The sequence below is a fragment of the Aliidongia dinghuensis genome (assembly GCF_014643535.1).
Lineage (GTDB): Bacteria > Pseudomonadota > Alphaproteobacteria > ATCC43930 > CGMCC-115725 > Aliidongia > Aliidongia dinghuensis.
This window is the reverse complement of record NZ_BMJQ01000002.1, coordinates 320290-342606: the sequence shown is the minus strand read 5'-3', so window position 1 is coordinate 342606 and position 22317 is coordinate 320290. Positions and strand designations below refer to the sequence as shown.

The 22317-nt window shown below is 66.8% G+C and carries 22 protein-coding genes and 2 riboswitches; of the genes, 16 read left to right on the top strand and 6 right to left on the bottom strand.

Features of this window, described 5'->3' with window-relative positions; translation table 11 throughout:
• Nucleotides 1-59: 59 nt before the first annotated feature.
• The 3 genes from katG (at nt 60) to IEY58_RS04950 (ending at nt 4713) form a co-directional block, all read left to right on the top strand.
• Nucleotides 60-2276 (top strand): catalase/peroxidase HPI, encoded by a 2217-nt coding sequence (gene katG, locus IEY58_RS04960; RefSeq protein ID WP_189043101.1) that lies wholly within the window; start codon nt 60-62, stop codon nt 2274-2276.
• 200 nt (nt 2277-2476) lie between these two features.
• The gene (locus tag IEY58_RS04955; RefSeq protein ID WP_229743491.1) at nt 2477-4153 is read left to right on the top strand and encodes a SulP family inorganic anion transporter; all 1677 of its coding nucleotides are present in this window, start codon (nt 2477-2479) and stop codon (nt 4151-4153) included.
• Nucleotides 4154-4314: 161 nt separating this feature from the next.
• Nucleotides 4315-4713 (top strand): GFA family protein, encoded by a 399-nt coding sequence (locus IEY58_RS04950; protein ID WP_189043099.1) that lies wholly within the window; start codon nt 4315-4317, stop codon nt 4711-4713.
• A 7-nt stretch (nt 4714-4720) separates the two neighbouring features.
• Here IEY58_RS04950 and IEY58_RS04945 read toward each other — a convergent pair whose 3' ends face one another.
• Nucleotides 4721-5602, bottom strand: coding sequence for an aldo/keto reductase family oxidoreductase (locus IEY58_RS04945; RefSeq protein WP_189043097.1), 882 nt, complete (start codon nt 5600-5602; stop codon nt 4721-4723).
• Nucleotides 5603-5695: 93 nt separating this feature from the next.
• Here IEY58_RS04945 and IEY58_RS04940 point away from each other — a divergent pair, with 93 nt between their 5' ends.
• From IEY58_RS04940 to IEY58_RS04900, 9 genes are all read left to right on the top strand, one after another.
• Nucleotides 5696-6604 carry a LysR family transcriptional regulator gene (locus IEY58_RS04940; protein ID WP_189043095.1) on the top strand — a complete coding sequence of 303 codons (909 nt, stop codon included), beginning with the start codon at nt 5696-5698 and terminating at the stop codon, nt 6602-6604.
• 280 nt (nt 6605-6884) lie between these two features.
• Nucleotides 6885-6959, top strand: a riboswitch (SAM riboswitch).
• 289 nt (nt 6960-7248) lie between these two features.
• Nucleotides 7249-7539 (top strand): hypothetical protein, encoded by a 291-nt coding sequence (locus tag IEY58_RS04935; protein ID WP_189043093.1) that lies wholly within the window; start codon nt 7249-7251, stop codon nt 7537-7539.
• A gap of 70 nt (nt 7540-7609) precedes the next feature.
• Nucleotides 7610-8554, top strand: a complete 945-nt coding sequence (locus IEY58_RS04930; protein ID WP_189043091.1) for a fatty acid desaturase — start codon at nt 7610-7612, stop codon at nt 8552-8554.
• Nucleotides 8551-9363, top strand: coding sequence for a phosphate/phosphite/phosphonate ABC transporter substrate-binding protein (locus tag IEY58_RS04925; RefSeq protein WP_189043089.1), 813 nt, complete (start codon nt 8551-8553; stop codon nt 9361-9363). Before IEY58_RS04930 ends, IEY58_RS04925 begins: the two co-directional genes overlap by 4 nt.
• Nucleotides 9364-9481: 118 nt before the next feature.
• Nucleotides 9482-10333 carry a VOC family protein gene (locus IEY58_RS04920; RefSeq protein WP_189043087.1) on the top strand — a complete coding sequence of 284 codons (852 nt, stop codon included), beginning with the start codon at nt 9482-9484 and terminating at the stop codon, nt 10331-10333.
• Nucleotides 10334-10478: 145 nt separating this feature from the next.
• Entirely contained in the window at nt 10479-11234 is a 756-nt protein-coding gene (locus tag IEY58_RS04915) for a MetQ/NlpA family ABC transporter substrate-binding protein (protein WP_229743490.1), read from the top strand.
• 54 nt (nt 11235-11288) lie between these two features.
• Complete coding sequence (locus tag IEY58_RS04910; RefSeq protein WP_189043084.1) at nt 11289-11999, top strand: aspartate/glutamate racemase family protein; 711 nt, start codon at nt 11289-11291, stop codon at nt 11997-11999.
• A gap of 160 nt (nt 12000-12159) precedes the next feature.
• Nucleotides 12160-12534, top strand: a complete 375-nt coding sequence (locus IEY58_RS04905) for a GntR family transcriptional regulator (protein ID WP_189043082.1) — start codon at nt 12160-12162, stop codon at nt 12532-12534.
• Between the two features lie 63 nt (nt 12535-12597).
• A complete protein-coding gene (locus IEY58_RS04900; protein ID WP_189043080.1) occupies nt 12598-13449 on the top strand; it encodes a slipin family protein in 852 nt (283 codons plus the stop codon).
• Between the two features lie 14 nt (nt 13450-13463).
• Here the strand turns inward: IEY58_RS04900 and IEY58_RS04895 are convergent, their stop codons facing one another.
• Together IEY58_RS04895 and IEY58_RS04890 are read right to left on the bottom strand one after the other, a co-directional pair.
• Complete coding sequence (locus IEY58_RS04895) at nt 13464-14927, bottom strand: sensor domain-containing diguanylate cyclase (RefSeq protein WP_189043078.1); 1464 nt, start codon at nt 14925-14927, stop codon at nt 13464-13466.
• A gap of 83 nt (nt 14928-15010) precedes the next feature.
• Nucleotides 15011-15676, bottom strand: coding sequence for a DUF1345 domain-containing protein (locus IEY58_RS04890; RefSeq protein WP_189043076.1), 666 nt, complete (start codon nt 15674-15676; stop codon nt 15011-15013).
• 123 nt (nt 15677-15799) lie between these two features.
• Nucleotides 15800-15902, top strand: a riboswitch (TPP riboswitch).
• Between IEY58_RS04890 and thiO the strand changes: the two genes are divergently transcribed.
• The 4 genes from thiO (at nt 15893) to IEY58_RS04870 (ending at nt 18724) form a co-directional block, all read left to right on the top strand.
• Nucleotides 15893-17056, top strand: a complete 1164-nt coding sequence (gene thiO, locus IEY58_RS04885) for a glycine oxidase ThiO (protein WP_229743489.1) — start codon at nt 15893-15895, stop codon at nt 17054-17056. Its footprint overlaps the riboswitch before it by 10 nt.
• Nucleotides 17053-17262 (top strand): sulfur carrier protein ThiS, encoded by a 210-nt coding sequence (gene thiS, locus IEY58_RS04880; protein WP_189043072.1) that lies wholly within the window; start codon nt 17053-17055, stop codon nt 17260-17262. The genes thiO and thiS overlap by 4 nt, the downstream gene beginning before the upstream one ends.
• 14 nt (nt 17263-17276) lie before the next feature.
• Nucleotides 17277-18047 carry a thiazole synthase gene (thiG, locus tag IEY58_RS04875; protein ID WP_189043070.1) on the top strand — a complete coding sequence of 257 codons (771 nt, stop codon included), beginning with the start codon at nt 17277-17279 and terminating at the stop codon, nt 18045-18047.
• Nucleotides 18048-18235: 188 nt separating this feature from the next.
• The gene (locus IEY58_RS04870; RefSeq protein WP_189043068.1) at nt 18236-18724 is read left to right on the top strand and encodes a DUF3828 domain-containing protein; all 489 of its coding nucleotides are present in this window, start codon (nt 18236-18238) and stop codon (nt 18722-18724) included.
• 46 nt (nt 18725-18770) lie between these two features.
• Here IEY58_RS04870 and IEY58_RS04865 read toward each other — a convergent pair whose 3' ends face one another.
• From IEY58_RS04865 to IEY58_RS04855, 3 genes are all read right to left on the bottom strand, one after another.
• A complete protein-coding gene (locus IEY58_RS04865; RefSeq protein ID WP_189043066.1) occupies nt 18771-20297 on the bottom strand; it encodes an ABC transporter substrate-binding protein in 1527 nt (508 codons plus the stop codon).
• Nucleotides 20298-20301: 4 nt separating this feature from the next.
• A complete protein-coding gene (gene pcaD, locus IEY58_RS04860; protein ID WP_189043064.1) occupies nt 20302-21087 on the bottom strand; it encodes a 3-oxoadipate enol-lactonase in 786 nt (261 codons plus the stop codon).
• 231 nt (nt 21088-21318) lie between these two features.
• The gene (locus IEY58_RS04855; RefSeq protein WP_189043062.1) at nt 21319-22299 is read right to left on the bottom strand and encodes an ABC transporter substrate-binding protein; all 981 of its coding nucleotides are present in this window, start codon (nt 22297-22299) and stop codon (nt 21319-21321) included.
• Nucleotides 22300-22317 lie beyond the last annotated feature (18 nt).

Here is a 22317-nt window from a genome sequence, read left to right as displayed (position 1 = left end):
CTGGCGGACGTGCGAAGCGTCCTGCCACCGCATGCCACGCCCTGTTGAGGAAACCGAGCATGTCCGAAGATCAGAAGCAGACGGCGTCCCCCGAGGCCGGCACGAGTGCAGGCAAATGCCCGGTCCTGCACACCAGCGCCGGAGCACGGTCCAACCGAGACTGGTGGCCGAACCAGTTGAACCTGAGAATTTTGCATCAGCATTCCTCGCTGTCCGATCCCTTCACGGAAGCATTCAATTACGCGGAAGAATTCAAGAAGCTCGACTTCAAGGCCTTGAAGAACGATCTCCACGCTTTGATGACGGACTCGCAGGACTGGTGGCCGGCCGACTTCGGCCATTACGGACCGCTCTTCATTCGCATGGCATGGCACAGCGCTGGCACTTATCGCACCGGTGACGGCCGTGGTGGCGCGGGCGGCGGACAACAGCGTTTCGCGCCGCTCAACAGCTGGCCGGACAACGGCAATCTCGACAAGGCTCGCCGGCTGCTTTGGCCGATCAAGCAGAAATACGGCAATAAGATCTCCTGGGCCGACCTGATGATCCTTGCCGGCAACGTCGCGCTCGAATCCATGGGCTTCAAGACGTTTGGCTTCGCCGGTGGGCGCCCTGACACCTGGGAGCCCCAGGAAGACATCTACTGGGGCAAGGAAGGCACTTGGCTTGGCGACAAGCGCTACACCGGCGACCGCGACCTGGAGAATCCTCTCGCCGCCGTGCAGATGGGGCTCATCTACGTCAATCCGGAAGGCCCGAACGGCAACCCCGATCCCCTCGCCGCCGCACGCGACATCCGCGAGACGTTCGCACGCATGGCCATGAACGACGAGGAGACAGTGGCACTCATCGCCGGCGGCCACACCTTCGGCAAAACCCACGGCGCGGGCGATGTCACGCTGGTCGGCCCGGAACCCGAGGGCGCCAGCATCGAAGAACAGGGGCTCGGCTGGAAGAACCGTTTTGGCAGCGGCAAAGGCGCAGACGCCATCACCAGTGGTCTCGAAGTCATTTGGACCTCAACGCCGACAAAATGGAGCAATAACTTCTTCTGGAACCTGTTCGGCTACGACTGGGAGCTGACCAAGAGCCCGGCGGGCGCCCATCAGTGGCGACCGAAGAACGAGGCTGGCGCGGGTTCGGTGCCGGATGCGCACGACCGGTCGAAACGTCACGCGCCGTCCATGCTGACGACCGACCTCGCCTTGCGGTTTGACCCGGCCTACGAAAAGATTTCCCGGCGCTTCTACGAGAATCCGGATCAGTTCGCCGACGCGTTCGCCCGGGCCTGGTTCAAGCTGACCCACCGCGACATGGGCCCTCGCGCACGCTATCTCGGGCCCGAGGTTCCCGGAGAAGAGCTGATCTGGCAGGACCCGATCCCAGCCGTCGACCATCCGATGGTAGATGCGAAAGACATCGTCGACCTCAAGGCTAAGGTGCTCTCTTCGGGGCTCTCGATTGCCGAACTCGTCTCCACCGCTTGGGCGTCGGCCTCAACCTTCCGCGGCTCCGATAAACGGGGTGGCGCCAATGGCGCGCGCATCCGGCTCAGCCCGCAGAAGGACTGGGAGGCCAACCAGCCCGCCCAATTGGATCGCGTGCTCGAAACCCTTGAGGCGATCCAGAAAGCGTTCAATAGCGCGGCAAGTGGCGGGAAGAAGCTGTCGCTTGCCGACCTGATCGTCCTCGGCGGATGCGCCGCGGTCGAAAGTGCTGCGACGGCGGGCGGGTACAAGGTGGAGGTTCCGTTCACGCCGGGCCGGACGGACGCGACGCAGGAGCAGACCGACGCGGACTCCTTCGCCGTGCTCGAGCCGATTGCAGATGGGTTCCGCAATTACCTCAAGGGCAGGTATGCCGTTTCGGCGGAGGAACTGCTGGTCGACAAGGCGCAACTCCTGACGTTGACCGCGCCGGAGATGACGGTTCTCGTGGGCGGCATGCGCGTGCTGAACGCGAACGTCGGCAAGTCACAACACGGCGTCTTCACCAACCAGCCCGAAACGCTCACGAATGATTTCTTCGTGAACCTGCTCGACATGAGCACTGAGTGGAAGCCAACCTCGGACGAAAACCTGTTCCAGGGATTTGATCGCGAAAGCGGCAAGTTGAAGTGGACCGGCACGCGTGTCGATCTCGTGTTCGGCTCGAACTCCCAACTGCGCGCTCTGGCCGAAGTCTATGGCTCGGCCGACGCACAGAAGAAGTTCGTGGTCGACTTCGTGGCTGCCTGGAACAAGGTGATGAACGCGGATCGCTTCGACGCCGCCTGATCGCTGAAGGATAACGCTCAGCAGCTGGGCGTCGAACCGACGAAAACCCGGTCGACGCCCAGCCCGACCGTCTTTCGCCTGCAGCACCACCCCTTTCTCTTCCCCGCGGCTGCTGGCTATGCTGGCGGCGCCGTGCGGGCACGGGGCTCGGCCATGAGACCTGTAGCCCGTTGATCAAGCGACAGAACTTGGGAGCATCGGTGGCTTTGAAGCTGTTTCGGGGTGTAGGGCCGCTCGATCGCACCGCGATCCTGCGGGACGGCCTGGCCGGGATCGCGCTTGCGTCCATGAACATTCCGCAGGTGCTGGGCTATGCCCGCATCGCCGGGATGCCGCTCGTGACCGGGCTCTATACGGCGCTCCTGGCACCCGTGGCGTTCGCCATTTTCGCTTCCTCGCGCCATCTGGTCGTGGCCGCCGATTCGGGTACGGCCGCCATCCTGGCCGGCTCGCTCTCCGCCATGGCGAGCCCGGGCTCGCCGGATTATCTGGCGCTGGTCGGCATGGTGGCGCTCCTGACCGCCGGCCTTCTGCTGCTGGCGCGTCTGTTCAAGCTGGGCTTCCTCGCCGATTTCCTGTCGCGCACCGTGCTGGTCGGCTTCCTGACCGGCGTCGGCATCCAGATCGCCATCGCCATGCTGAGCGACATGCTCGGCATCGCGGTCGACACGCGCCGGACCGTCGTGCAGCTGTGGGAGCTCGCCCGCGGGCTGGGTCAGGTCAACGGACCGACCCTGGCCCTCTCCGCGATGGTCGCGGCGATCATTCTCATTGGCCGGCGCTATGCGCCGCGGCTGCCGGTCTCCATGGCGGTCGTGCTGGCGGCCATCGCGGCGAGCTGGTGGTTCGACTTTGCCGGCCATGGCATCGCGACCATCGGCCCGGTGCCGAGCGGCGTGCCGGCCTTCGGCCTGCCGGACGTGATCTGGACCAAAACCTTGCCTCTGCTGCCGGTCGCAGGTTCCTGCTTCGTCGTCATCATCGCGCAGAGTGCCGCGACTGCCCGCGTGTTCGCGGTGCGCTACAAGGAACGGGTCGACGTCGACGCCGACATCCTCGGGCTCGCCGCGGCGAATGCCGCCGCCGCGGTCGGCGGCGCTTTCGTCGTCAACGGCAGCCCGAGCCAGACCGCCATGGCGGAAGGAGCCGGCGCGCGCGGACAGCTGGCGCAGGTCAGCTTCGCCGTGACCGTGCTGGTCGTGCTCCTGTTTCTGACCGGTCCGCTGCAGTTCCTGCCGCGATGCGTGCTCGCCAGTGTCGTGTTCGCGATCGCGGTTCGGATGGTCGATATCGCCGGCTTGCGCGCGATCCTGCTCGAGACCCCGAGCGAGTTTGCGCTGGCGCTGGTCACGGCCGCCGCCGTCGCGGCCGCCGGCGTCGAGTACGGCATCCTGCTCGCGATCGCGCTCTCGCTGCTCCGGCACGTGCGGCACAGCTACCATCCGCACACGATGGTGCTGCAGCCCAACGAACATGGCGGCTGGGCGCCGGTTCCAGCGGCCCCGGGGCTCGAGACCGAGCCGGGGCTGATCCTCTACCGGTTCAGCGCCGATCTGTTCTACGCCAATGCCGGCCGGTTCGCGGACGAGGTCCTGGCGCTCATCGACCATGCGCCGACGCCGGTGCGCTGGTTCGTGGTCGAAGCGGCGGCAATATCCGATCTCGACTATTCGGCTGCCCGCTCGCTCAGCGATCTATTCCGGGAACTGGCGCGGCGCGACGTCAATATCGCCTTCGCCCGGGTCGGTCTCTATCTCAAGGCCGACATGACGCGACATGGTCTTCTCGAGATCCTGGACGAGGGTCGGTTGTTCCCGACGCTGCACGGCGCGCTTGCCGCCGTGCGCCAGCCGCAACAGCCCACCCAGCCTGTGTGACGCAGCGGAAAGCGGAAGCTTGGTCCCGGACCGCGAACCTATCCTGCACCCGATCGATATCGTCGACTTGCGCCCGACCCACGCTGGCCCTGGAGTTCGACTATCGGCGGTGCGGCGGGCTGGGGTAAGATCTGGCAGCAATCTTTTGGAGAAGCCCGCGGATGATCACCCGACGCGCATCCTGCTGCTGCGGCCAGCTTACCGTCGACTGCACGGGCGAGCCGATCCGGGTTTCGATGTGCCATTGCCTCGCTTGCCAGCAACGGACCGGCAGCGCGTTCGGCATCCAGGCGCGGTTCCGGCGGGAGCAGCTGGTGATCGCCGGACGGGCGGCCGAATATGTCCGGATCGGCGACGAGGGTAGCCACGCGCGGTTCCGCTTCTGCCCGGAGTGCGGCTCGACCGTCTATTGGGACCACGCCGGAGGCGAAGAGTTCGTCGCGGTTGCGGTCGGCGCCTTCGCTGACCCCGGCTTTCCGCCACCGACCGTCTCGGTCTACGACGTGCGGCGCCATCCGTGGGTCAGCGTGCCGCCGTCGGTCGTCGAGCGCTGGGATTAGCGGCTGATCAGTGCGCCTTCTCCTCGCCGGCGATCCGGTCGAGCACGGCCACGGTCTCGGCGGATAGGACGAGCTCGGCCGCGGCAAGGTTTTCCCGGAGATGCCCGATCGACGACGTGCCGGGGATCAGCAGGATGTTCGGCGCGCGCTGCAGCAGCCAGGCCAGCGCCACCTGCATCGGGGTGACGCCGAGCCGGGAGGCGACGTCCGACAGCGTGTTCGACTGCAGCGGCGAGAAGCCACCGAGCGGGAAGAACGGCACATAGGCGGTGCCGGCCGCGGCCAGCTCGTCAACCAACGCTTCATCCTCGCGGTGAGCCAGATTGTACTGGTTCTGCACGCAGACGATGTCGGTGATCTTGCGGCCGTCGGCGATCTGCTTGCGCGTGACATTGCTGAGACCGATATGGCGGATCAACCCTTGCCGCTGCAGTTCGGCCAGCGTGGTCAGCGGCGCCTCGAGCGAGCCCTCGGCCGGCCCGTGGACATCGAACATGGCGCGCAGATTGACGACATCCAGAACGTCGAGGCCCAGGTTGCGCAGGTTGTCATGGACGGCGGCGGTCAGCTCTTCGGCCGAAAAAGCCGGGTTCCACGATGCGTCCGCGCCACGCTTGGCGCCGACCTTGGTCACGATCGTCAGATCGTCGGTGTAGGGATGCAGCGCCTCGCGGATGATCTGGTTGGTCACGTGCGGGCCATAGAAATCGCTGGTGTCGATATGGTTGACGCCACTCGCCAGCGCCTCGCGCAACACAGCGAGAGCCCCCGCATGGTCCTTTGGTGGGCCGAACACACCCTTGCCGGCGAGCTGCATGGCGCCATAGCCGAGACGCGTTACGGTGCGGTCGCCGAGCCTGTAGCTGCCGGACTTGCTGATATCGGTCATGGTCGATCTCCCGTGGTTTCGCCAGCATGTAGACAATTCCATGTCGTATGATAACTGGACGCAATTGGGACAGGCTGTACGGGATTACGAACAATGGCAGCGGACCTTGGCGACCTGACAGCCTTCGCCGCAGTGGCGCGGGCCGGGGGCTTCCGCGACGCAGCGCGGCAGACGGGCGGGAGTGCGTCAGGCCTCAGCGAAGCGGTCCGCCGGCTGGAACAGAAACTGGGGGTCCGGCTGCTCAACCGGACGACGCGCAGCGTCGTCCCGACCGAGGCCGGCGCGCGCCTGCTCGACCGGCTGGGTCCGGCTCTCGGCGAGGTCGAGGCGGCGCTTGACGTCGTCAACGGCTTTCGCGACCGGCCGGCCGGCACGCTCAGGCTCAACGTGCCGGTCAGCGCCGCCCGCCTGGTGCTGCCGCGCATCGTGCCCCCGTTCCTTGCGGCCTATCCCGACATTCGCCTGGAAGTGATCGCCGAGGATAGTTTCGTCGACGTGCTGGCGGCCGGCTGCGACGCGGGCATCCGCTATGGCGAGCGGCTGGAGCAGGACATGATCGCAATTCCGATCGGCCCGCGCCGGCAGAGCTTCGCGGTCGCGGCCGCGCCGGCCTATCTGGACCGGCACGGCCGGCCCACGCATCCGCGCGATCTGTTGAACCATGCCTGCCTACGCGGGCAATTCTCCAGCGGCGCGATGACGACCTGGGAGTTCGAGCGGGACGGCGAGGTGGTGAAGGTCGACCCGACCGGCCCGCTGCTCGTCCGCGTCGGGGCCGCCACCGACCTCGCCGTCGATGCCGCGATCGCCGGCACCGGCATCATCCAGCTCTTCGAAGACTGGCTGCGCCCCCACCTCGACAGCGGCGCGCTCGAGCCGGTGCTGGAGCCCTGGTGGCAGCATTTCTCGGGCCCGTTCCTGTACTATCCCGGCCGGCGCCACGTGCCGGCGCCGCTCAGGGCCTTCATCGATTTCACCCGCTCATTCGGGGTCTGGGCCTGAAGCCCGATCGGGCATGTGGTTCGAGAGTGCCAAGGCACCTGAGATGGGCATGAGTTGAGGGCCCGCCCAACGCATCAATCTTGCCGGCATATTCCGATATTATCCATCGGCACTATCGATATATGAGATCATCCCCGGCGACAGACGCTGGCTGGCGCTGATCGTTCTGTGCCTCGGCGGTCTGCTGACCAACCTGTTGAGCAAGCTGCTCCGTCACCAAATTTCAACATAAATTATGTGTTATTATTTTCTATTGACGATCATAAATTGTTGTTTAAGGTATGCATCCAGCGCCGATTTGAACAACCAGATTGCGGGCGCTTAACAAATGCGGCTAAAGCGGGGCATGCCGCCCCGGATGAACTCGGATCTTGCCTATCGGGCAGATCTTCACAGGAGCGCGGTCAATGTCTTGCCACGTCAATCTCCGCACCATCGGGCGTTCCCTTCGGATCGGACGCTGTTGCCGTTGCTGAGTCCAGGGACCGCATTGGCCGCCTGACGATCTCCATCGGGGATCCGCTTCGGCGGGAACGCCTGGCGTCAATGCCTATCCGCAACCGAGCTTTGACCGGTGTCATTCAGTCGCCGCAGCGAACGCGGCCCTGACGGAGCCCCCCATGTCTCTCACGCTAGATCGCCTTGTGCGGCACATCTCGGCCGGCCACGCCGCAGCTGGCGCGGACGCTCCCGATCCTGCCGATCTCGATGCCCGCCCGCGCGGGATCGAAGCTGCGCTGCATGCTTATCTTCGCTGGGAACGGAATCTCCCGCATCCCGCCCCAGGCGACGCCGCCTTCATCGAACGCAGCGCTCCGGCCGGCGAGCGGCGGCTCAGCGACGCCGGTTTCCGACTGGCCCGGCACCGCTTTCTGGGCGTTCTCGATCGTTCCGTCGCGGCCTGCGCCGCCGGCTTCAACGAGGTCGATGCATGACCGGTACCGGCCTCTGCGGTCTGCGGTCGCTTGAAGCGCAAATCACTTTCGACGGCGGCTTCCCGGCACGATGAGCATCTTCCATCTCGCGCGCCGATATGTCGGTCGCCTGGCCACTCTTCGTCACTGGGAATGGCCGACCATTACCGTCGCGGCCGTCCTCTACGCCGGCTTCGCTTTCCTGACCTCGAATTGGGGCAACCTGCCGCTCTGGGTGGCGGCACCGCTCGGTGCGGTGCTGGTCGCCTGGCATGGTTCCCTGCAGCACGAGACGATCCACGGCCATCCCACGCCGTTCGGCCGGGTGAACACACTCATCGGCGCGCCACCGTTGTCCCTGTGGCTGCCCTATGCGCTCTATCGCGAAACGCACCTCGGCCATCACAAGGATCATGGCCGTGATTTGACCGACCCGATCCGGGATCCGGAATCCCACTACCTGCACCGAGGAGCCTTGGGAGATGCCGGTCGGCTGCAGGTGGCACTGCTGCGTTGGCACAATACCCTCGGCGGCAGAATGCTGATCGGTCCGGCGCTGCTGGTCGGCCGGTGCTGGCTGACGGCAGTACGCCGTACCCGGACCGACCCACATCATCGGCGACTTTGGCTTCGGCATGGCTTGACAGTGCTGCCGATGCTCGCCTGGATCGTCGGCGTCTGCCGCATTCCGATCGCGGAGTATATCGGGCTGGTTGTCTATCCCTCGATCGCCTTGGGCCTCATCCGGTCCTTTGCGGAGCATCGCGCGGCCCCCGCGCCCATCGACCGAACCGCCGTCGTCGAGGCCGGATGGTTCTGGAGCCTCCTGTTCCTGAACAACAATCTGCATGTCGTGCATCACCAGCAGCCGAGCCTGCCCTGGTACCGAATTCCCGACACCTGGCGCCGACTTCGTGGCCAAATCGGCCTCGCCCCCGGCATGCTGTACGAGCGCGGCTACGCCGAGATATTCGCGCGCCATCTTCTGAGACCGATCGGACCGGCCGAGCATCCGGGCTTCGAGGTGCTACCATGAGCGGACGCGTGGCGGGCTTGCCCATGTATGATTTCGGCCATCTTGCAGCCGCAAACGATGTCATGTGGCAAGCCGTCGCGGGCAAGCTCGAGGCGGCCGGGTTGCGTGACGTGCCGGCGAGGCTCGATCGCAGCTTGCCGCTCGACCGGCTTTGGCAGGATCGCGGTCTCCTGCTGGCGCAAACCTGCGGCTATCCGCTGATGACGTCGCTGCTCGGACGAGTCCGCCTGGTGGCGACGCCACGCTATCGGGCGTTTGGCTGCGATGGGCCCCGCCATGGCAGCGCCCTCATCGTCCACGCCGACGACGACACCAGCGATCTCGCGGGGCTGCTGGGTTGTCGCTGCGCGGCCAATCAGCGGCATTCCAACACGGGCATGAACCTGCTGCGCGCAACGGTCGCCGATCTGGCAAACGGCAGGCCCTTCTTCCAGAGCGTGACCTGGACCGGATCCCATCGGGCGAGCCTGGCAATGGTCGCCCGCGGCAAGGCCGATCTGGCGGCGATCGACGTCGTCACGTTGGCCCAGCTACGCCGAAGCGAGCCGGAGCTCACCGCGCAGGTGCGCGTGCTCGGCTGGACCGAGGCCACGCCAGGCCTGCCCTTGATCACGTCGGCCGAGACCGACGACGAGACGATCGAGCTGTTGCGATCAGCCCTCTTCGACGTCGCGTCGGCGCCCGCCCATGCGGCACTCAGAGACGATCTCCTGCTCGACGGCTTCGAGCTCGTGCCGGAAACCGCCTACCGCTCGATCCTCAGGTTGGAACAACACGCGATCGACCTCGGCTATCCGCACCTGTGTTGAACGGGAGGAGCGAGACACCTCACCACGACGCTGCACTATCTGGTCCACACAATGCCCGGACGCTCGCCGTCTTCGCGGCGTAACCACGCGGCGGATGTTTCAGGGGAGAAATGCGTTCATGCGCCAGCACATCGCCGGCATCGACCATTGCTTCGCGCTCGTCCGCGATCTCGACGCGGCGTCGGACACCTACCGGCGCCTGGGATTTACCGTCTCCCCGCGCGGCACGCACAGCGCCCATAAGGGCACGGCCAACCACACGATCATGTTCGAGCGCGATTATTTCGAGTTGCTGGGCGTGGTGACGCCGACCCCGGCCAACGCGATCCAGCGCGGCCTGCTCGCCGCGCGCGAAGGCCTGGCCGCAATCGCGCTCAGGACTCCAAATGTGGACGCGGCGGTGGGCGAGCTGCGCGCTGCCGGCATCCGGCTCACCGACCCGCTCGAGTTTTCCCGCCCGGTCGCGCTGCCCGACGGCCGGACTGCCGCCGCCGCATTCCGCACGAGCCAGTTTCCCGACGGCGCCGCACCCGGCTTCCATCTGTTCTGCTGCCAGCACCGCACACCGGAGACGACCTGGCTGCCCGAACTGGTTCAGCATGAAAACACCGCCTGTGGCCTCGATCACCTGACGGTTCTCTCGGCGACGCCGCACGCCGACGCGGAAGTCCTTGGTGCCCTGCTGGACGTCGAACCGGTGAGGGAGACGGCGGATACGGTGCGGGTCGACACCGGCACGGTCGCGATCCATTTCGTCCACCCTGTCGCCTTCGCCGTCCGTCACGCCGGGCTCGACCCCGACAGCCTGCCTGCCCAAGGCTTGGCGGCCCTCGCCGTCAGGGTTCGCTCGCTCGACGCCGTCCATGAAACGCTCGGGGCCCATGCGGTGCCTTACACCGCCACGCCGGCCGCCTGCACCGTCGCTCCGCACCTAGCGTGCGGGGTCGTGGTGCAGTTCGTCGGGCGCTGAGCTTGCCGCCAGGAGGAGCGCAGCGGCGGCGCCTCCCGCCGAAATGGCGCTCGCAGCCCACTCGGACAGGCATCCAATATTACAGATTCGGATCGGCAGATAAGGATTGGACATGAATAGAATGCTTATCCTGTGGGCGATGCTCGTGGCGCTCGTATTCCCGGTCGGCACCGTGTGGGCTGCGGACACACCGCTGCGGGTTGGCGCATCGCCCGGCCCCTATGCCGATTTTTTGCACGAGGCGGCGAAGCTCGCCGAGGCACAGGGCTTTCCGGTCAAAGTCATCGAGTTCACCGAACCGACCCAGATCGATGAAGCGACGCAGGCCGGTGACATCGACCTCAACGATTTTCAACATGTCGCGTACATGGAGGCCCAGAATGCGTCGCGAGGCTACAAGATCGTTTCGCTGAAGCCCTGTTTCGTGGCCCCGGCCGGCATCTATTCTGCGAAATACAAAGCGGTCGCCGATTTCCCCCCGGGCGCCAAGATCGGCATTCCGAACGATCCGGCCAACGAAGCGCGCGCGCTTGTCCTGCTCGAGAAGGCGGGTCTCATCAAGCTCCGCGCCGGTGCAGCACTTCATGCCGAGCTCGAGGATATTGCGGAAAATCCGAAGCGCTTCAACATCGTGCTGCTCGACGAAATTCAGGTGCCGCGGGTGCTCGACGATCTGGGCGCGGGCGTGGTCACCCTGAACAAGGGCGTTCTGGCCGGCCTCGATCCCAAATCCGCCCTCATGCTGGAAGACAAGGGTTCGCAATGGGCGATCGTCTGGGCCGCGCGGGCAGACAAACAGAGCGATCCGCGCATCAAGCGCTTCATCGGCATCTTCGAATCACAGCCGATCAAGGATTACATCCTTGCGAAATTCGGTGGCACCGTGATCCCGGCCTGGTGAAGTGCTTCCCGTCGTTCTCCGACGGCAATCCTCCGCTCCAACCCCGGAAAGCCCATGGGTAAGAAGACCTTCTACGGCGTTACCATCGGCATCTTGATGGTGAAGACTCATTTTCGCCGGTTCCCCGGCGATATCGGCCATGCCGGCACCTGGCCGTTCCCCGTGCAGTACCGGATCGTGGAAGACGCGACCCCGGCACGGATGACCGACCTGCACAACGTGAGCCTGCTCGAGCCCTTCAAGCGCGCGGCCCGGGAATTGGTCGAGGCTGGCGTCGATGGCATTGCGACCACCTGCGGGTTTTTGTCGATCTATCAGCGGGAGCTTGCGGATTTCTGCGGCGTGCCGGTCGCGACCAGCAGTCTGCTGCAGCTCCCGATGGTGCAACAGCTCATTCCATCGGATAGGCGGGTCGGCATCCTCACGTACGATGGGAATGCACTGAACGGTCCCTATCTCGATGCAGTCGGCATAGCGCGCGATACCCCGGTTGTCGGCATGCCGGTCGGTTCGGAGTTCGTCCGGTCGATTAAGCAGGGCGACGATACCGTCGCCTATGAGACACTGCACGCAGAGGTGCTCGCTGCGGCGGCGCAACTGGTGCGCGACCACGGCAACATCGGCGCGATCATCGCCGAATGCACCAACCTCGCCCCCTTTTCCGCCGCCATCGCCGATCACGTCGGCCTGCCGGTCTTCGATGCCGTATCGCTCGTCAACTGGTTCCAGGCCGGTTTGCGGCCGCGACGATATCCGCGGGAATGACGGCGCACGCCCGCGTTTCCAGGCTCGTCCCTCCGGATATGGCCGTCCGCCGTTCCGGTTTGCTGCGCCAACTCCGGTTTGGCATGTCCCCCGACAGCAGCTTGACGCCCCACACGATAATACCATATTGTATGAACATGTTCATACAATAGAGCCCTTCATGCTCGACCGGTTGCATGTGGCCGACACCGGCGTTCCGATCTATGTCCAGCTGCGCGAGCAGCTGCTGGGGCTGATCGGATCGGGCGTGCTCCGGCCCGGCGCACAGCTGCCGACGATGCGGCAGGTCGCGGTCCAGCTCAAGATCGACCTCAATACGGTGCAGCGCGCCTATGGCGAGCTCGAACGCGACGGCGTGCTGACGACCATGCGCGGCCGCGGCACCTTCGTCGCGAGCGCACCGCCGCCGCTCGACCCGATGCGCCGCGCGGCCGAAACCCAGGCGCTCGCCGCCAAGACCATCGCCACTGCCCGCGCCGCCGGGCTCGACCCGGCCGAGATCGCGCGGGAAATTCTCGCCAGGCTCAACCCTTGAGACAGAAGCCCCCGAGACAACTGCCCCGAGATAACTGCCATCAAGACAACTGGAGCATTCGACATGAGAAGAGCGAACGCACCTGCGATCCTGCTCGCCGGCCTGTTCCTTTTCGCCGGCATCTTCTGCATCGGCATCCTGCGCCTGTTCGCGGCCGGCGTGCCGCTCATCATCCTCGGCATCCTGACGCCGCAGAGCCTGCTGATCGCCGACCAGTGGGAAAAGGCGGTCGTGCTGCGCCTGGGCCGCTTGAAGGCGATCCGCGGGCCCGGCTGGTTCCTGATCGTGCCGTTCATCGACCGGGTCGCGGTCATCATCGACCAGCGCATCCAGACGACCGAGATCAATGCCGAGCAGGCGCTGACCAAGGACACGGTGCCGGTCGGCGTCGATGCCATCGTGTTCTGGCAGGTCCATGACGCCGAGCGCGCGGCGCTCGAGATCACCGATTACATGCGCGCGATCCAGCGGGTGGCGCAGACCTCATTGCGCGAGACAATCGGCGCCTCGCTCCTGTCGACGCTCTTGGCCGAACGGCGTGCCGCCGACGAGCGCTTGAAGGAGGTGATCGGCAAGAAGACCGCGGAATGGGGCGTGTCGTGCCTGTCAGTCGAGATTCGCGACGTCGCGATCCCGGTCGGGCTGCAGGACGCCATGAGCCGCCAGGCCCAGGCCGAGCGCGAGAAGGAGGCACGCATCATCCTGGGTTCGGCCGAGGCCGCGGTCGCCGAACAGTTCCTCGCCGCGGCGCGCACTTATGCCGGCGAGCCGGCGGCGCTGCAGCTGCGCGCCATGAACATCATCTACGAGACGACCAAGGAGCGTGGCGCCACCATCCTGATGCCGACCGCCATGGTCGACGCGATGAACCCCGCCGTAGCGGCGGCGCTCAACCTCGCGAGCGGGACGAAGTAACGAGAGGGGCGCCGTCAGGTCGAGCGCGCCCAGGAGACGGCGCTCTCAGACGCGATGCCGGTCTGGAACGCCTTGAGCTCGGCATGCATAACCCGGTCGCGGCCGGCGGATTTCGCCCGGTAGAGCCCCATGTCGGCCGCCGCGACCAGCTGGTCGGCGATCATGCCCTCCGGCGGCACCAGGCTCGCGAGCCCGATGCTGATCGTGACGACATGGAGCGGGCTGCCCGCATGGGGGATCGCGAGATCGCAGAGCGCCTTGCGGATCTTGGTCGCGATCTCGTAGGCGCCGGCGGCGGGCGTGCCGGGCAGGCAGACGAGGAATTCCTCGCCGCCGTAGCGTGCCACGAAATCGGCCGGCCGGCGGACGGCATCCTGGAGCACGGCCGCGAGCCGGCGCAGGCAGGCGTCGCCTTCCTGATGGCCATAGGTGTCGTTGAAGCCCTTGAAATAGTCGACGTCGATCATCAGCACCGAGAGCGGCTGGCGGTCGCGCTTGGCGCGCAGCCATTCGCGCGCGAGCGCCTCGTCGAGGCGCCGCCGGTTGAACAGGCCTGTAAGCCCGTCGCGCCCGGCCTGGTCCAGCAGCGCCTCGTTCGCGACCGCCAGGTGGCCGTAGACCCGGGTCAGGTCATAGAACAGCGACACCATCACGGTGAGCGAGGTGAACACGCTACCGAACATGGCGAGATACCAGCCGAGCGAGAAGTGCGCGCCGCCGCGATAGGTCAGCCACACGTCGAAGCAGGCGGCGACCATGCCGACGCTGAGCCAGAGCTGCTCCGGCGTGCGGGCACCGAGCCGTGCCACCGCGGCCGTCGCGAGCATGAGCAGCGCCAGAATCGAAAGCGGCAGGGCGGCCGCCCAGCCGGCGAACTGCGTCCCCCCACCGCCGGAAATGGCACCACCGGAAATGGCGGCACCGGAGACCACCGGCAGGCGGTCGGCGCCGAAGTCGGTCACCAGCGTGACCGCAAGCACGATGACGAGCACGGAAAGGACCTGGCGGAACACCGGCGAGGCCCGGCCGACCGGACGCGGCAGCAGGGCATAGCGCAGGATCGCAAGCGCGAAGCCCAGATGCCAGCCGCACCAGAGCCAGAGCTCGCTGTCCGCATTGCCGATCACCGGCCCCGCCATGATCCCGCCAGGCGATGCGGCAGTCAGCGGCACGAAGATCGCCGCGATGAAGAAATAGGCCGCACCCAGCCGGACCGCGTCCTCGCGATCCTCGATCGCCCCCTTGCTGAACAGGAATGCCGCCAACAGGATGTTGATGACGAACATCGCCGTACCGAACACGGTCGTGTAGCCGGGCACCGGCGGCAGCGGCAGCGTCGCGACCGGCGTCGCGACGACGGCGACGACGAGCAGCCCGATGCTGAACAGGTTGGCGACAAAATAGTGCCGGCGGCTGACGCGCTCGCCCGGCACGGCGGCACCGCTGCTCTCGTCGAAAAGGTTCTTGGCCGACACCATGGCGAGGCCCGCTCTCCAATCATTCCGCGGTACTGTACTATGAAAAATCGCCCGCGAATCGATTAAATTTGTCGAAACCCAGATTAAAGCAGACTCGCTGCAATGTTCACGCTGAAGGCGAGTACAACTGTATTAAAAAAGAACGTCAGTACGGCGTGGGCGAGTGTCAGGCGACGCATGGCGGTTGTGGTGACTGCGATATCCGAGGTCTGAGCAGTCATGCCGATGGTAAAGGCGTAATAGGCGAAATCGAGATAGTTCCAGGCCTTGGCGTCGCCGGGGAAGGCGAAGCCGCCGCGCGTCTTGCGCCGCCCGGCCGTGCCGTCGCCGATGGCACCGTAAAATTCGTGCGCGTAGTGCATCGTGAACACGGTATGGAGGAACAACCAGGACAGGAGGATGGTCACCACGGCGGCGGCCAGATGGGCCACCCCCTCGCCCGGCGGCAGGTTCTTGAAGTCGGCGAGCAGGTCCACGATCGCGCCGAGGCTGGTCGCGGCGGCGCCGGCACTGATCGCCAGGATGGCCCAGCGCCCGTCGTCCTCGACAAGCGCCCGGCTCTGCACATTCGCCGTGTCCGAGCGCAGGAACATGATCCAGGCGAGCAGCAGGTAGAGACCCGCCGCCACGTCCCAGCCCAAGATCATGCGCAGGCCTTGCGACCAGGCGGCCGGCAACAGCAGGCCGACCGCGACGCCGAGTGCGGCCGAGCCGAAGAGCCGCGGGTGATTGCGCACCGAACTGATCATGCGAAGAAGCTCCGTCGTCGTGAGCTGGATATGCGGGGGATCGATGTGCGTCGGGACGATGGCTGGAATGCCGCGCGCTCCTGAAGCATTGAAGCCGCCGCCGGGCCGGTGCTAGGGTCCCGGTAACGTGTCATGGGGTGCCGTCTGGATCTGCCGGCGGCTGAGATCATACCCACAACACCTGATCTGGGTCATGCCAGCGAAGGGATGCACGAGATGCAGAACGCTTCTCCCATCGATTCATCCTCTACCCGCCCTTCCGTCGCCATCATCGGCGGCGGCGTCATCGGCCTGGCCCTCGGCTGGCGCCTGGCCAGCACCGGCTGCCCGGTGACGCTTGTCGAGCGCAATGGCGAGACCGGCCGCGGCGCCTCCTGGGCGGCGGCCGGCATGCTCGCCGCCGGCATCGAGGCGGAGCCGACCGAGGAGGCGCTGTTCCAGCTCGCCCGCTGGAGCCAGGCGCTCTGGCCCGGCTTCGCGGCCGAGCTCGAGGCAGCGGCGGGCCTGCCGGTGGGATATGACACGACCGGCACGCTCGTGTGCGCCTTCACCCGCGACCAGGCGGAAAAGCTGCGCCACGGCATCCAGTTCCAGCGCTCGCTCGGCGGCGTATTCGAGTGGCTGGGTGCCGCCGCCGCGCGCGAGCGCGAGCCGGGCCTGGCCCCGAGCCTGGTTGCCGCCGCCTTCAGCCCGAACGACCACCAAGTCGACAACCGCCTGCTCGCAACCGCGCTCACGCAAGCGTTCCGGCGCGCCGGCGGCCGGCTCGTGACCGGCGTCGAGGCGTCGGTCGACATGGCCGGCGGCCGCGCCGTCGGCATCGTCGCGGGCGAGGCGCGCCATGCCGCCGACGTGACCGTCGTTGCGGCCGGTGCCTGGAGCCGGATGGTGCCGGGCCTGCCCGCGGCGGTACGGCCACCGACCCGGCCGGTCAAGGGCCAGATGCTGGCGCTCCGCATGCCACCGGCGGCACCACTCGTCCGCCATGTGGTCTGGGGCGGGCATTGCTATCTGGTACCGCGCGCCGACGGCCGGTTGCTGGTCGGTGCCACGGTCGAGGAGCGCGGCTTCGACGCCGAGATCACGGCGGGTGGCCTCCTGGGCCTGCTCGACGACGCCTGGCGCACGCTGCCCGCGATCGAGGATCTGCCGGTTCACGAAACCTGGGCGGGCTTCCGTCCGGGCTCGCCCGACGATCAGCCGATCCTGGGCCCGACCGGCATCGACGGGCTGCTGGTCGCGACCGGCCATCACCGCAACGGCATCCTGCTGACGCCGGCGACGGCCGAGGCGATGACCGAGCTGATCCTCATCGGCCGGACCAGCGACCGCATCCGTCCCTTCGGCCTCGACCGGTTCGAGAAGGAGCCTCGCCCATGAGTGCGACCATTCAGGTGAACGGCGCGGAGCGCGCGCTCGACGCCGACACGATCGCGGCGCTCGTCGCGACGCTCGGCATTCCCGCCGAGGCGCGCGGCGTCGCCGTCGCCTTGAACGGCGCGGTGGTACCACGCGCCCGCTGGGCTGAGGCGACGCTTGCGGCCGGCGACCGGGTCGAGGTGATCCGCGCGATGCAGGGTGGTTGAGAGAGGAAGGAACAATGACGGATCGCTTCGAAATCGCCGGCGTGCCGGTCGGCTCGCGCCTGCTGATGGGCACGGCGGGCTATCCGAACCGGGCGAGCCTGATGGCGGCGCTGGAGGCCGGTGGCGCCGAAATCGTCACCATGTCGGTCCGGCGCATCAGCCTCGACGGCTATGAGGGCAGCCTGGTCGACGATCTGGGTGATCGGTTCCGCCTGCTGCCGAACACCGCCGGCTGCGCCACCGTGCGCGACGCGGTGCTGACGGCGGAGCTCGCGCGCGAAGCGCTCGGCACGAATTGGCTGAAGCTCGAGCTGATCGGCGACCGCGACACGCTCTATCCCGACGTCGAGCAGCTGGTGCGCGCCGCGACCGAGCTCGTCGACAAGGGCTTCGCCGTACTGCCATACACCAACGACGACCCGATCACCGCGCGCAAGCTGGCCGACGTCGGCTGTGTCGCGGTCATGCCCTTGGGCAGCCTGATCGGCTCCGGCAACGGCATCGAGAACCCGCGGGCGATCGAGCGCATCTGCACCCGCTCGCCGGTGCCGGTCATCCTCGACGCCGGCGTCGGCACCGCGTCCGACGCCTGCCTCGCCCTGGAGCTCGGCTGCAGCGCGGTGCTGGTCAATACCGCGGTCGCCAAGGCGAATGACCCGGTCGCCATGGCGGCCGCCCTCCGCCACGGCATCGAGGCGGGCCGGCTCGCCCGCGCCGCCGGCCGCATCCCGAAGCGCGACTTCGCCGAACCGTCGAGCCCGCAGCTGGGCCTGATCGGCGCTTAACGGTAAGTTGCATCGATGGAGCTGCAGCCATCCGTTGTTGCGGCCAGCTTACCGAGGTAAGCTCTGGAACCGTTGGCTCGGGGCAACGATCAGATGGCATCAACCGCACCGGATACTGAGACCGCAGTAAGGCATCTCGACCAGAATGCGCACCCTTACGCGACCTGGATGTGCGCGAAGGCCGTGCGATGAGCCGGTTACCGGGATTGACGCTTCTCCTCGTCAGCGGCCTCTTCATTGGTTGCGCGACGGCCCATGCCCAGGACAAGCCGTCGGTCGACGCCTTCCTGCACAGCGTGTACGGCCGGTATAAATCCGGGGGCAAGCCCATCGCTCCCACGGATGCCGATGCGGCATCAATCTACGCGCCTGCGCTCGTGAAACTCTTCCTGGCGGATGAAAAAGCAGTGAACGGGGAGGTCGGCGTTCTCGAGGCCGATCCGATCTGCGCCTGTCAGGACTTTGACATTCGATCCGTCCGCATTTCCTCCCATCAGTCCGCCCCCGGCCGCTCCGATGCGACCGCGCGCTTCAACAATCTCGGCACGGCAACGGTCGTCCGGTTCGAGCTGGTGGCGGTCGACGGGAACTGGCGCATCGCGGACATTGACGAGGACGGTGTCGGGCTTCTGAGCAAGGCGCTCAAAGATGAGATCGCCGCCATTGCCGCACAATAAATCCGGCGGCGGCGTCTCTTCCGATCGACCTTAGGGGCCGATCGACCTAAGGGGCCAGCGTCACGCCGTCGAGCCGAATGATGCCGTCGGGCCGTGGGCGGAAGCCCTGGAGCTTCGCCTTCGCCGCATAGAGCCATTGGGCGTGGTAGAGATAGACGATCGGCAGCTCGTCCTCGAGCACGGCGGTCGCCTTGGCATAGGCGGGCTTGCGCTGGGCCGGATCCGGCGTGGCGCGCGCCGCGGCGAGGGCGGCGTCGAGATCGGCATTGCAGAAGTGCCCGTCGTTGCCGGCGGCGCCGCAGCCCAGGAGCGGCGCAATGTTGAGATCAGGGTCGACCCGGCCGCTCCAGGCGATGAGGTCGGCCTGGAAATCGCCCCGCCGGGTACGGTCGAGCAGGCTCACGAACTCGCTCTGCACCAGGTTCACGGTGATGCCGGCCTCGGCCAGCATGGCCTGGATCATCTGGCCGATCTGCGCGCGCACCGGGTCGGTCGGGATCAGGAGCTCGAGCGTGACCGGCCCGACATGGGCCGAAGCCAGCGCCGCCTTGGCCCCGGCGAGATCGCGCTTCGGCACTGGTAAAGCCGTGTCGTAATAGGGCGAGGCCGGCGGGAACGGCTGGTTGCCGGCGGGAAAGCGGCCGTCGAACGCGACCTGGACGATCGCCTCGCGGTCGATCGCCAGGCTGATCGCCCGCCGGACCGCGGCGGACTTGCCGGCCGGATTGTCGGCGCGCGCGCCGTTCGCGATGTTGAAGGTGATGCCGCTATAGCCGAGGCCCATCGTCTCGAAGCCCTGGAGCGACTTGTCCGCCTTGACCTGGCTCATGTCGGTCGGTTGCACCTGCTCGATCAGGTCGAGCTGGCCCGAGCGCAGGTTGGTGAGCCGGACCGCCGTGTCGCTGATCGGCACATAGGTGAGCCGGTCGAACGTGTAGTCGCCGGCGCGCCAGTAGTTGGGATCCCGCTCGAGCGTGATGTGGTCCTGCACGACCCGCTCGGCAAAGCGATAGGGCCCGACGCAGACCGGATGCTGGGCGAAATTGGCCCCCGCCTCGGTCGCGGCCTTGGGGCTCACGATCATGCCCGGCCGGTCGGCGAAGGCGGCGAGGAGCGGTACCGCCGGTTTCGAAAGATGGATCGTGACGGCAAGCGGTCCCGTGGCCTCGACCGCCTCAATCGCGTCGATCTCGCTCTTGCGCCGGCTGCCGGGCAGGGTCAGCTCGCGCTCCAGGCTGAACTTGACGGCCGCCGCGTCGAACGGCGTGCCGTCCTGGAACGTCACATGGTCGCGGAGCTCGAGCGTCAGCGTCTTGGCATCGTCCGACCAGTGCCACCCCGTCGCCAGCATCGGCACGAGCGAGAGATCGGCGCCGACATCGACGAGCTTGTCGCACATCGACTGCAGCACATGACGGCCGACATAGGTCCAGTTGAGCGCCGGGTCGAGGCTGTCCGGATCATCCTGCAGGCCGATGCGCAGCTGGCCCGCGGCGTGGGCCGTCGCAGGGGCGCCGGCGAGAGCCGCCAGCGCCAGGCGGCCAAGAAGCGCCGGCGCCCAACGCCGAAGCATGCTGTCAGAGCCCGGCCAGGAACTGACGGATCGCCGCCGTGACCTCGGCCGGCCGCTCGACGGTCGGGATATGGGCGGCATTCGCGAGCACCGTGAGATTCGCCCCCGGGATGGCCGCGCTGAGCGCCTCGGCGGCCGACGGCGGCGTCGAGACATCCTGGTCGCCGACCAGCACCAGCGTCGGGCAGGCGATGCGGCCGAGCGCAGACGTCGTGTCGCCGTCGCGCACGGCGAACGCGGCCGAGATATAGGCCTCCGGCGGCATGCGCAGCAGCATGGCGCCGAAGCCCCGGGCCACTTCCGGCGCGGCGGCGATGAATTCCGCCGTGAACCAGCGCGCGAGGATCGCATCCACGAGCGTGGCCATGCCGTCCGTCCGGATGGCGGCGGCGCGGCTGTCCCAGTTGCTCTTGGGCCCGATCACGCTCGCCGTATCGCCCAAGACGAGCGAGCGGACGCGGCTGCCATGCTCGATGCCGAGCGTCTGCGCGATCATGCCGCCCAAGGACACGCCCGCGACATGGGCGCGCTCGATGCCGAGGGCGCCCAGGAGCGCCACCGCGTCGCCCGCGAGCATGCCGAGCGAATAGGCGCCCGCCGTCCCCTCGCTCAAGCCATGGCCGCGCAGATCGTAGGAGATCACCCGGAAATCCTCGGCGAGCGCCTCCGCCTGCGGCGCCCACATCTCAAGCGAGGTGCCGAGCGAATGGATCAGCAGCAGCGGCGGCGCCTCCGCCGGGCCGGCGATCCGATAATGGACCGAGAGACCGTTGACCAGAACGAACGGCATGGCGCTCTACTCCCTCTCATTTCGTCATGCCCGGGCTTGCCCCGGACGTCCACGCACGGCGGCTCGGCGCTTCTTTAGCCAAGCCGGGCGCGCATCGTCGGCCGATGCGGCGGGCGGGGTCAAGCCCGGCCATGACGATCGGCGAATCTCTGCCCGGAACCATAAAACCAATCGCGGTGACTTGATTTCATTGAGAAACCGGTTGGCGAAGTGCGCGTCCTCATCGCGACGTCATTCGATGACCTCGTCGGCGCGGGCGAGGATCGAGGGCGGGATCGTGAGGCCGAGCGCCTTGGCGGTCTTGAGGTTGACGACCAGTTCGAACTTGGTCGGCTGCTCCATCGGCAGATCGCCGGGTTTGGCGCCCTTCAATATCTTGTCGATGTAATAGGCGACGCGTCCCTGGAGGTCGTGCATATTCGGCCCATAGGACATGAGGCCGCCGTCGAAGACCGGTTCGCGGAACTCGTAGACCGCCGGGAGTCGGATCTCCGCGGCGAACTCGACGATCCGCTTGCGATTGAGATTGGTCAGGGCGTCGGTGATCATGAACATCGCGTCGGGTCGATCGCGACGCATCGCGGCGAAGGCGTCGTCGAAATCCTCCGGCTCCCGAACCCCCAGCGGCTGAATCGCGACCTGCAACGTTTTGGCCGCGGCCTCGATTTCGTCAAAGCGGAGGGTCATCGCGCGGTCGGCCGCGTTCCACAGCACCGCCACACGCGAGACCGCGGGTATCGCCTCCTTGAGCAGTTCGAGACGTTTCGCACTCAACTCGGTCGAGGCCTCGGTAACGCCGGTGATGTTGGCACCGGGCCGCGCGAGGCTTTTGACGAGGCCCGTCCCGATGGGATCACCCCCGCCGAGGACAACGATCGGAATGTCGTGGGTCGCCTTGCTTGCCGCCTCGGCCGCCTGATAGCCCTGCGCCAGTATCACATCCGGCCTTGAGGCGACGAATTCGGACGCGATCGTGGCAAGCATGTCCCTTCGCCCCGCCGCGAATCGGCGTTCGACAACGAGATTGGTGCCCTCGACATATCCCAGTTTGCGCAACGTCGGCCAAGGCGGCGCCTCGTGAGGGTCTGGAGGCGGCGGACCAAGGTAGAAGTACCCGATCCTGAAGACCCTGCCCGCTCGCTGCGCGCGGACGCCGAGCGGCCAGATGAGCGCCGCACCGCCAAGTAATGCGATCAGTTCGCGCCGCCTCATCTGCGCCTCCACGCAAGA